The 10,645-nt window shown below is 40.1% G+C and carries 8 protein-coding genes; 2 read left to right on the top strand and 6 right to left on the bottom strand.

The annotated features are described in order from the left end of the window. Positions 1 to 209: 209 nt before the first annotated feature. Together CWC14_RS17590 and dps are read right to left on the bottom strand one after the other, a co-directional pair. Complete coding sequence (locus tag CWC14_RS17590) at positions 210 to 1,952, bottom strand: SulP family inorganic anion transporter (protein WP_138564180.1); 1,743 nt, start codon at positions 1,950 to 1,952, stop codon at positions 210 to 212. A gap of 185 nt (positions 1,953 to 2,137) precedes the next feature. Then, entirely contained in the window at positions 2,138 to 2,662 is a 525-nt protein-coding gene (gene dps, locus CWC14_RS17595) for a DNA starvation/stationary phase protection protein Dps (protein ID WP_013465787.1), read from the bottom strand. A 348-nt stretch (positions 2,663 to 3,010) separates the two neighbouring features. On the opposite strand from dps, the gene corA reads away from it, so the two are divergent. Then, entirely contained in the window at positions 3,011 to 3,967 is a 957-nt protein-coding gene (gene corA, locus CWC14_RS17600; protein WP_138564182.1) for a magnesium/cobalt transporter CorA, read from the top strand. A 33-nt stretch (positions 3,968 to 4,000) separates the two neighbouring features. On the opposite strand, the gene CWC14_RS17605 is transcribed toward corA, so the two are convergent. The 3 genes from CWC14_RS17605 to CWC14_RS17615 all read right to left on the bottom strand — a co-directional run bounded on the left by CWC14_RS17605 (position 4,001) and on the right by CWC14_RS17615 (position 5,897). Then, positions 4,001 to 4,363: a DUF2237 family protein gene (locus tag CWC14_RS17605; protein ID WP_075169796.1), complete on the bottom strand. Its 363-nt coding sequence runs from the start codon at positions 4,361 to 4,363 to the stop codon at positions 4,001 to 4,003. 157 nt (positions 4,364 to 4,520) lie between these two features. Beyond that, complete coding sequence (locus tag CWC14_RS17610; protein ID WP_033104433.1) at positions 4,521 to 4,940, bottom strand: CBS domain-containing protein; 420 nt, start codon at positions 4,938 to 4,940, stop codon at positions 4,521 to 4,523. A gap of 177 nt (positions 4,941 to 5,117) precedes the next feature. Beyond that, the gene (locus CWC14_RS17615) at positions 5,118 to 5,897 is read right to left on the bottom strand and encodes a DUF2189 domain-containing protein (protein ID WP_138564184.1); all 780 of its coding nucleotides are present in this window, start codon (positions 5,895 to 5,897) and stop codon (positions 5,118 to 5,120) included. A gap of 233 nt (positions 5,898 to 6,130) precedes the next feature. Here CWC14_RS17615 and CWC14_RS17620 point away from each other — a divergent pair, with 233 nt between their 5' ends. Beyond that, positions 6,131 to 8,011, top strand: a complete 1,881-nt coding sequence (locus CWC14_RS17620) for an MFS transporter (protein ID WP_138564186.1) — start codon at positions 6,131 to 6,133, stop codon at positions 8,009 to 8,011. A gap of 61 nt (positions 8,012 to 8,072) precedes the next feature. On the opposite strand, the gene katG is transcribed toward CWC14_RS17620, so the two are convergent. Further along, complete coding sequence (gene katG / locus CWC14_RS17625) at positions 8,073 to 10,340, bottom strand: catalase/peroxidase HPI (protein ID WP_138564188.1); 2,268 nt, start codon at positions 10,338 to 10,340, stop codon at positions 8,073 to 8,075. Between the last annotated feature and the right edge of the window lie 305 nt (positions 10,341 to 10,645).

The raw sequence follows: 10,645 nt of genomic DNA on the forward strand, positions 1-10,645 counted from the left end.
GGGTTCTGCCTAGGGACGATTTACTCTTTGTTGCCTACATGGATGTAGGTAAGGGGCGTGAGCAGGACGCGGAAGCTTTACTCGGTTTTTACTTAGCCCACTAGGTTACAAACCTCGCGCCGCGATTAAACTGCCCCCCCCCTAGTTTGAACAAATTTTAATCCACAAAGGTCAACAGACCCTAGTGTAGTAGAGGAAAAATAATAACCCTAATTATTACCTGCATTTATCTCTTCGGAGTTTTGCGATTGAAACATCGTAACCTCGTCGACATGCTGACTGACGCTGTTTTTTTGTAAGGCAATGTATAAGTCTGAATGAATATAAATACCATCTTTACCTGAGGCGATACCAGCGGTTTTAAACCAAGAAAGTAGCTGGCGTTTTCTTCCCGCTAGCTCTAATCGAATACCTCGTTTTTTAAATATCACATCTAGGTCTGCGAGCATGGCCATAACGCTTAAATCAAGATGAGTGAAGCAGGGCACAGCATCAATAATGACACATTGCGTGTCGTCTTTTTGTCTTGCATATTGCTCTAACAAGCGGCGTTTAAAATAACTGGCATTAAAATAGGTTAAAGGAGAATTAAAACGATATATAAAAACCCCTTGTACTGCTTTGGCTTTATCTGTTTCGTCTAAGCTTCTTACTACGCCTTTTATATCCACACCTAAAATGGTGTATGATGGGCGCATAACAGTTCGAATAAATTGAAATAACCCTAGTAATACAGCAAGGGTAATTCCTGGTATAACACCAATAAACAGCACAGCAAAAAGTGTGGCTGAGGCTAAGTAAAATGCCTGCTTATCTTTAAGTTTTAATTGCCAGACTGCCTTTAAATCAAGCAGGTGAACAGAGGCAATTATTAATACAATCCCGAGTGCAGCACTGGGAATAAACTCAAGCGGCGCCGTTAAAAAAAGAGCGATAACGCCAATAATAGCGGCAGCTATAATCGAAACTAATTGGGTTTTTCCGCCAGAGTCGTCGTTCACGGCTGTGCGTGAGTCGGCACCACTAACAGCAAAGCCTTGTGATAATGCTGACGCTAAATTAGCGATGCCCAAGGCTCTAAATTCTTTATCGGCATCGATGTCGTAGCCATTCTTTGCTGCAAAGCTTCGCGCCGTTAGCATCATGCTGACAAAGCTAACTATGGCTAAGTTGAGTGCCGGTACAATAAGTTCTCGAATAATACCCACGTCAAATACTGGAGTGTTAAACACAGGCAAACCACCGGTTACTGTGCCTATGGTTTTTATTTCAAACTGCTCTAAATTAAACAACCAAACGAATACCGCACCTAGTGCAATGGCAAACATAGAGGCTGGCCATGTAGGTTTTAAGCGCTTTAACACAAAGTAAACGCCGAGGGTAAATAAAGCCATTAGCAAGGTGGGAATATGAGTTTGCGATAAATACGTAGGAACGCCACCTAAACGCTCAAGCAAGTAGCGCTCATCAAAGGTAAAGCCAAATACTTTAGAAAACTGACCAACAATAATGGTAATAGCCACACCGTTTAGTAACCCCATTAAAATTGGTTTAGATAAAAAGTCGGCTAATACACCTAGCTTAAAGCGGCTGGCAATAAAGCACCAAAAACCGGTCATTGCGGTCATGGTGATCACTAATTGCCAATGTTTAAAGCTATCGCCTGCAGCAAGTGGAGTAACAACTGCTGCAATAACCGCACATGTTGCGGCATCAGGGCCAATAATAAGCTGTTTAGAGGTACCAAAAAGTGCATAAAGCATCATAGGTAATACGCAAGAATACAGGCCAACCGCAGCATTAACGCCTGTAAGTTGCGCATAAGCTATAGCAACAGGTAAAGCAACGGCTGCAACCGATAATGCCGCTCTAACATCATCTGCAAACCATTGGCGTTGATAATTAAATAAGGTGTGCAAACCTGGCATAAAGCTATATAGACGCGACAACACTTCAAATTCCCTATTAATAATTAGGAGTTGATAGTAAGTTCTCTTTAATAATAAGTATAGTAACTAAGCGTGTTAGATTCGCTAAATAGGGGGATTTCTAGTGTATTAATAAGAGGAATATAGTTTAAAAACAAAAAAGCCCAGCAAGTTACTGGGCTTTGTAAGTCAAATGACTGCTTTAAAAATTAGCTATTCAATTGACCAGTAGATGATTCTATGTGGGCGCGAACAAACCACTGATATTGCTCAAGCTCTGCAAGTTGCGCAATGATCATATCTTCAGATACCGGATCAAGCTCAGCAAGTGATTCTATGGCTTTACGGTGATCACCGTTAACGCCGTTATATACTTTGTCTAATGCGGCTAAGTGTTCAGTTACTAAGCCTTTACCTATGGCGTAATCTTCCCATGTACGACGCTCAACAATCGATTTTGGTGTGCCAACTGGGACGCCGCCTAAAGTGGCAATACGTTCTGCTATGGTGTCGGTCATTTCACGGACGGTTTCTACTTGTGGGTCTAGCATTTCATGTACGCCAATAAAGTTTGGACCTACTACATTCCAATGAATATGTTTTAAAGTTAGCTGTAAATCAATTAGCGCTACCATGCGATTTTCTAGTACAGATATTGCTTTATTTGCTGATTCGTTTTTTACACCGGGAGCGGTAAATTCAGCGACTTTATTTGCATTATTACTGTTACTCATGATTCCTCCTACTATTTCAAAAATAGTGCTCGCTTTACTCTAATGAGTATTTAAATTGCGATAACGAACACTTCTTGTATTTATAGAAGCAATCGTCATGCCGATAGTGATATAGTTTTAACTAACTGAAAAATAGCAGTTTAATTTTTATTTATAGTACTTGATAAAGCAGTAAGATTAAGTGCATATGAAAAATATGCACTTTTTTGTAAATTCTGCAAAACAGCAGTACTTTAAAGTGTTAGCGAATAGCGTGCCCTTTAGAGTGGTTATAATGAAGGTATTATCATTGTTGATTAATGTCCTGTTACATATACTCAACTTAAAGATTCATTAAAGGAGAAGTGTATGTTGAGATTTTTTTCCATCGAGCAAGGAGTGATCAAAGAGTTAGCGCCTTTACCTGATACCCCTGTTGAAGTATCCATAAAGAATGCACATTGGATTGATACTATTAATCCAACCCCGCAGGAGCAAAATGCGCTTGCAAAAACGCTCAATATAACTTTTCCAGATTCGGTAGATGTAGAAGAGATTGAAACGTCGTCAAGGTGCTTTATCGATAGCGAAGGTTTGCATGTACATGCATTGTTTATGTCACCTAACGAAGGACGGTTCAATACTGTGACTGTAGCTTGTTTGTTGCAAAACAATTGCTTACTTACTATTCGTGATGAAGAACTGGCTGACTTTAGACTATTGCGCTTAAGAGCGCGCAAAGGTCAGGTGGCATGTGATACGGCAAAACAGTTATTAATTACTTTATTTGATCAAAAAGTTGAAAACCATGCTGATATGCTTGAAGACATGCATCATCAATTAGAGAAGCTTAGCACATATGTACTTGAAGAAGATAACTCAGACCTAGAAGAAGCGGTAGGTCGCATAGCTCGTTTAGAAGATGCTAATGGTAAAGTGCGTTTATGTTTAATGGATACGCGACGCAATATTTCGTTTTTAATACGTCGTTTAGGCGCGCAAAATGATGAGCGCGAGTCACTTCGAGAAATCGTACTTGATATAGAAACCTTAATGTCACACTGTACCTTTCTGTTTGATAAAATAAACTTTTTGATGGATTCAACGCAGGGCTTTATTAATATTGAACAAAATCAAATTATCAAAACTTTCTCTATTGCTTCAGTGGTTTTCTTACCGCCTACAGTAGTGGCTAGTGTGTATGGTATGAATTTTAATATAATGCCAGAGTTACATTGGGAGTGGGGTTATCCATTTGCAATTGGCATTATGTTGCTGTCGGGCTTCGCCCCTTATTTATTTTTTAAACATAAAGGGTGGTTGTAATACTTTAATGTTGCAAGCTGAGCGCTCAAATCATTAACCGGGATACTGATGTGCTTTTAATACTTCAAGCGGAATAATGTCGAGCGCTTTTTGGTTTGTCGCTTCAAGTACCACAGGAGGAGCAACGTTCGCAGCAATGGCATGATACCAACGAGTCGCACATAAGCACCACTTATCGCCAGCTTTTAAACCAGCAAAATCATACAAAGGATTAGGGCTAATTAAATCGTTGCCTTGCGCCTTGGAAAACTGCAAAAATTCGTCGGTCATAATGGCGCATACACTATGATTGCCAAAGTCTGAATCTGGTACATAGCAAAATCCCTCACGGGTATAGCCACCGTTGCCACAGCAAAGTTGTAAGCGAGTTCCTAGTACATTTAATTGATTAGCCATATGAAAACTTACCTTGTAATAACCATTAAAAGCAGGGTGTTTACCATAACAGGCTGCTAGTGACTTAGCTATCTATGCTGTTAATTTTATATATCTGTTAAGTGACTAAAAACTGCATTTGGCAAAGCTAAATACAGTTTTCATTAAAGAAGAATATTTACGAGAGCAGCGCTGCAGCTAAACGTACAAAATCAGAAGACGTTAAAATACCTACTAGCTGACCTTGCTCGCTAACAACGGGCATGCAACCGTGGCGATTATCTACAAAAAATTTAACGACATCTGATAGCGGCTGCTCTGGGGTTACACTAATAAAATCACTCACCATAATATCTTCTACTTTTGTGAGTTTTTCTTTGCGTTGTAATGCATTAGCACCAAACGTTGCCATGATACCCATGACTTTGGCGACCATTATTTTTTGTGTGAGCATACCGACAAATGCGCCGTCTTCGTCAATTACAGGAATATGGCGAACGTTTTTTTCTTTCATTAAATTATGTGCGTCATGCAAAGTACTTTTTATATTCACTGAGAATGGGTTAGGTGTCATTAAGTCTGCAACATTTTGACTCATGTTTATTCCTTTATAAAGCGTGTGGTATATCACATTATATTAGCGCGCTTTTTAAGCTTTGCACCTTATTGAGATCAAGGTTTTTGCAGATTTAATTCACAGGAGGGAAACAGGTATTACTTAATAAAACGCCCTAAAGCGTTTTATTAAGTGATAAAAAATGGCTATGGGTGAATGTTATTCGTAACCACGTTCTTTTTTAGTTTTAATAACCGCAATGTAACCGTGCCAACTAGCGTAACTAAGTAGTGGCATAATAATAATGAATCCAGCGGCACCCGCAGCAAAGCCCAGTGCCACAAGTACAAATATACAAATAGACCACACCAGCATGGCTGCAAAGTTTTCTTTAACTGCATGGATTGAAGAAACCACAGCAGTCATTATATCAACGCGTCTTTCCATCATAATTTGCGGGGTAAATGCCGAAATTGAAAACACGCTAACCAGTAAAATACCGCCAATAATACTGCCTATGATTAAAAACGCCGAAAGCTCTTCAAATGTTGGGTTTGCATGGCTTGGGTACAATGCATGAATAATTGCGGCTAAGCGCATCCAAATAATCATAATTACCATAAGTAACACGGCAAAACCCCACTCACCTACAGGGTTACGAAACATCGATTTTAATGAATGGCTTAATGTAGGTTTATGGCCTTTCTCAAGCTCCCAGGCTACATCGTATAGGCCAACGGCGAATACCGGACCGATTAAAGCAAAAGCAACGGTTGCAGGTAAAATAGCTAAGTGGCTGTCGGTAAGTACAACAGAGTAAACAATCGCTACCGGAATAAGCGTGAAGATTAAACCGTAAATTAAACTCAACATGGGCGCGCGCGCCATATCTTTAAACGCTAACGAAAGCCAATGAAAAGCGGCAAATGTATTTACTTTGTTGCACTCTAAACAACGTGCGAATTTAGTGTCTTTGTCTATTGTGTTTGTAGTTGGCATAAAGATGCTCCTTTTTTAGTCACCTTTTAGGTTTAGAACATAGATGTTTTATTTACAACTCATAAACAACTTATACGATTGATTTAGTCGCATTGTTCATTTGTTAGTCATTTTTATTGGGTTAGCTATTTTGTTTATTTAAATATATGTTTGAGCACGTACTTAAAAAGTGGGTTCGTATTTCTTTTCCACAGTGGTAATCTAAGCCCTGAAGCTAATTTTAAGAGACCGTAATGAAGGAAAATAAACAACAATTTCAAGGATCTTTACTGGGTAGCAAACGGTTTTTACCTCTGTTTGTGACGCAGTTTTTCTCTGCTTTAAATGACAATGTATATAAGCAATCAATCCTACTTATTTTAATTTTTCAGGCTGCTACGGTAGCTGATGGTGCCTTTTATTCTAATTTGGCGGCAGGATTATTTATTTTACCGTTTTTTCTATTTTCAGGCATGGCTGGGCAAATTGCAGAAAAGTTGGAAAAATCAAAACTAATCAGCATCGTAAAGTTTTGCGAAATACCTATTATGCTGGTGGGCGTGGTATCTATTTTAACCGAGCAGGTTTGGTTAATGTTAGGTACTGTATTTTTAATGGGTTTACAAAGCACTTTTTTTGGACCGCTTAAGTACTCTATTTTACCGCAGCATGTGGCCCCAAATGAACTAACTAAAGCGAATGGACTGGTGGAGTCGGGTACTTTTGTAGCAATTTTATTGGGCACGGTATTTGGCACCTATTATATAACCCAAACAGCGGGCCCTATTTATATCAGTATAGCAATAGTAAGCCTTGCGGTTATTGGCTTTTTAAGCAGTCGATTTATTCCTAAAAGTGCAGCCAATGATGCTAACTTAAAAGTATCGATTAACCCTATTACTTCAACCAAAAGTGTTTTTAATGCGCTTAACGCACAAACCGAGTCGGTGGGTAAGTCAGTATTAGGGATCAGCTGGTTTTGGCTTATTGGTGCGGTGATACTAACGGCGCTCCCTAATTACGTAAAACATGTAATGGGAGGCGATGAGTTGGTTGTGACGGCTGCTTTAGTGGTGTTTTCGTTGAGTATTGCATTAGGATCTTTATTGTGTGAAAAGCTATCGCGCTCACGTATTGAGTTGGGTATTGTGCCTTTTGGTGCACTGTTAATTACCTTATTTTTATATTTATTAAGTCAAGAACCTGGCATTGAATCTTATCGTTTAGTTAATGAGTTGCAGCTTACTCTTGAGCAAGTAATTAATACTGGCGATATGCTATGGCATTTTGTTTGGATGGCAGGAATTGGTATTGCCGCAGGGTTTTATACGGTACCTTTGTATGCACTTATTCAGCAGCGTACTCACCCAGATAGCCGTTCACGAGTGATTGCTGCCAATAATGTACTAAACGCCTTATTTATGGTGGGCAGCGCTGTTTTAAGTATTGTTACCCTAACGCTTTTACACTGGGAAATTTCACAATTACTGTTGTTATTAGCAGGGCTTAATTTACTGATATCGCTGTACATATATAGCAAAGTGCCTGAGTTTTTCTTACGTTTTATTATTTATATTCTAGCGATTTGCATGTACCGAGTACGCACTAAAGGCCAGCTCAATATTCCCGATGAAGGAGCTGCGGTATTGGTAAGTAATCATGTTAGCTTTGTTGATTGGATGTTTATTTTAGCGGCGTCACCTAGGCCAATTCGGTTTGTTGTATTTGCACCTATTTATTATTCACCTACACTTAATTGGTTGTTTAAAATGGCCAAAGCTATCCCAATTGATAGTCAAAAATCAAATCCTAAGGCGTTTAATAAAGCTTTTGATGACATTGCGCAAGCACTGGAACGTGGTGAGCTGGTGGGTATTTTTCCTGAAGGAAAGCTCAGCGATGATGGCGAAGTTGATGTGTTTCGCCGTGGCATTGAAAAAATAATTCAGCGCACACCGGTGCCTGTTATTCCTGTTCATTTAGATGGACTATGGGGCAGTATGTTTAGTCGAAAAACCAAGTGGCGATTGCCTAGACCTAAGTGGTCGTTGGTCAATGTGACTATTGGTGAAATGGTGGCTGCACAGAAGGTTAATGCCGATGATTTGCGCGAGCGAGTGGTTGCTTTAAAATAGCTTAATAATAAAAAAGCGCTGCAATTAATTGCAGCGCTATGGTTGTATTACTTAATGGTAATTAACGGTCTAAGTTCATTACTTTAGTCCATGCCGCAACAAAGTCTTCTACAAACTTTTGTTTTGATGTATCAAAAGCATACACCTCAGCAACTGCACGTAGTTCTGAATTTGAACCAAAAATCAGATCAACCGAAGTAGCAGTGTACTTTTGCTCGCCTGATTGACGATCAAAGCCTTGATAAATACCCGCATCTGATGACTTTTTCCAAACCGTCGACATATCTAATAAATTAACAAAGAAGTCGTTATTTAGAGTGCCTGGCTTGTCAGTAAATACGCCGTAATCAGTGCCTTTGTAGTTTGCATCAAGTGAACGTAAGCCACCGATTAATACAGTCATTTCTGGCACGGTTAGGTCAAGCTGATCCGCTTTATCAATCAGCATTTCAGTTGGTGATTTATAGCTTTTTTCTGCATCAAAGTAGTTTCTAAAGCCATCGGCAGTCAGCTCTAATAAACTAAATGCATTAACGTCAGTTTGCGCTTGCGTAGCATCGCCACGGCCAGCATTAAACGGTACATCTACTGTGTAACCTGCATCTTTGGCTGCTTTTTCAATCGCTACATTACCACCAAGCACAATTAAATCAGCAAGCGATACATGGCTTTTGCTAAATAAGCTGTCGTTAAAGTCAGCTTGAATCGCTTTTAATACGTTAAGTACTTTTGCGGTTTCTGCTGGATTATTTACTGCCCAATCCTTTTGTGGTGCTAGCGCAATACGTGCGCCGTTGGCACCGCCGCGCATATCTGAATCACGGTAGCTAGCAGCCGATGCCCAGGCTACACGTACTAACTCAGGTACACTTAAGTTTGAGTCTAAAATAGCGGCTTTAAGCTCTTTTACTGCACCAGCATCAATGTTTGATTGAGTTTCTGCTGAAATAGGGTCTTGCCAAATTAAGTCGTCTTTTGGTACTTCTTTACCTAAAAAGTTACGTGGTGGTCCCATATCTCTGTGAGTTAATTTGTACCATGCTTTAGCAAATGCAAGTTGATACTCTTTAGGGTCATTTAAAAAGCGTTCTGCAATTTTGCGATACTCTGGATCAAATTTTAACGCTAAGTCGGCCGTGGTCATCACTGGTGCGTTAAACTTACCTTTAATATGAGCGTCAGGTACAGCGTTGTGTAACGATTCATCCGTTGGGATCCACTGAATGGCACCTGCAGGGCTGCGAGTTTGTTTCCACTCAAAGTTAAGCAGGTTGCTCAAGTACAGTGATGACCAGCGAGTAGGAGCTTGTGTCCATGCGCCTTCTAAACCACTAGATACGGTATCTTCAGAGTGGCCTTTACCACATTTGTTTTTCCAGCCTAACCCTTGCTCTTCAATACCGGCTGCAGCAGGCTCTGCACCTACACAGTCTTTAGGTTTGTGCGCACCATGCATTTTACCAAAGGTGTGACCACCGGCGATAAGTGCTAGGGTTTCTTCATCGTTCATCGCCATGCGAGAAAACGCAACGCGAATGTTCTTAGCTGACCCAATTGGATCAGGAACCCCTTTAGGGCCTTCAGGATTTACGTAAATTAAACCCATGTGCGTTGCACCTAATGGGCGTTCTAATTTGCCGCTAGCATCTTCACGGTCGCTGGCAAGCATTTCTACTTCTGGACCCCAGTAAACCATGTCTGGTTCCCAGTCGTCAGTTCGCCCGCCGGCAAAACCATAGGTTTCAAATCCCATGTTTTCTAGAGCAACGTTACCTGCTAATACGATTAAGTCTGACCATGAAAGTGCTTCTCCGTATTTTTGTTTAATTGGCCAAAGTAAACGGCGTGCTTTATCTAGGCTTACGTTGTCTGGCCAGCTGTTAAGCGGTTCAAAACGTTGTTGACCACCGCCTGCGCCACCACGGCCATCAAGCGTACGGTAGGTGCCTGCGCTGTGCCATGTCATACGAATAAAAAATGGGCCATAGTTACCAAAATCCGCTGGCCACCAGTCTTGAGATTGCGTAAGTAGGGCGTCAATATCACTTTTTACTGTGTCTAAATCTAGGCTGTTAAATGCCTCTGCATAATTAAAGTCTGCACCATAAGGGTTTGAACGTAGATCATGATCACGAAGAGGAGATAGGTTTAGTTGATCTGGCCACCAAAATTGGTTTGTTCTGGTTGCGCCCATTTTAGCCTCACCCATGCCAACAGCACCTTGTGGCTTAGACATTTGTGGTTTTTCTTGGCTAAAAGCAGAGCCAGACATAAGTGCCATACTTATAAATCCAACAAGTGCTTTTTTAGTAAATGATCGGTTTTTCATTGTCAGCTTCCTTAAAGTTAACGAATTTCGTTATATACAAAGCGTATTACTATTATTAAAAATAGAATCTAATAATTTAAAAATTAGTGAGCTTTTACTCCATTCAAGTTGTTGTTTACAAAGCTTGAATGACTAAGCAGTGCGAATAGTATAGTAGAGGGGCTAAAAACCGTGTGCGAAATAAACCGATTGATACAATCTATAAAAATGATTTATTAAAGTTAAATGATTAAATAAACAAATCACTAAAGAGCTTTGAAAGTGGCAGACATAAAAAAGCCCAGCGTAGATACCATCTCTCTTTA

The organism is Pseudoalteromonas sp. S3260 (genome assembly GCF_005886925.1).
Taxonomy (GTDB): Bacteria; Pseudomonadota; Gammaproteobacteria; order Enterobacterales; family Alteromonadaceae; genus Pseudoalteromonas; species Pseudoalteromonas tetraodonis.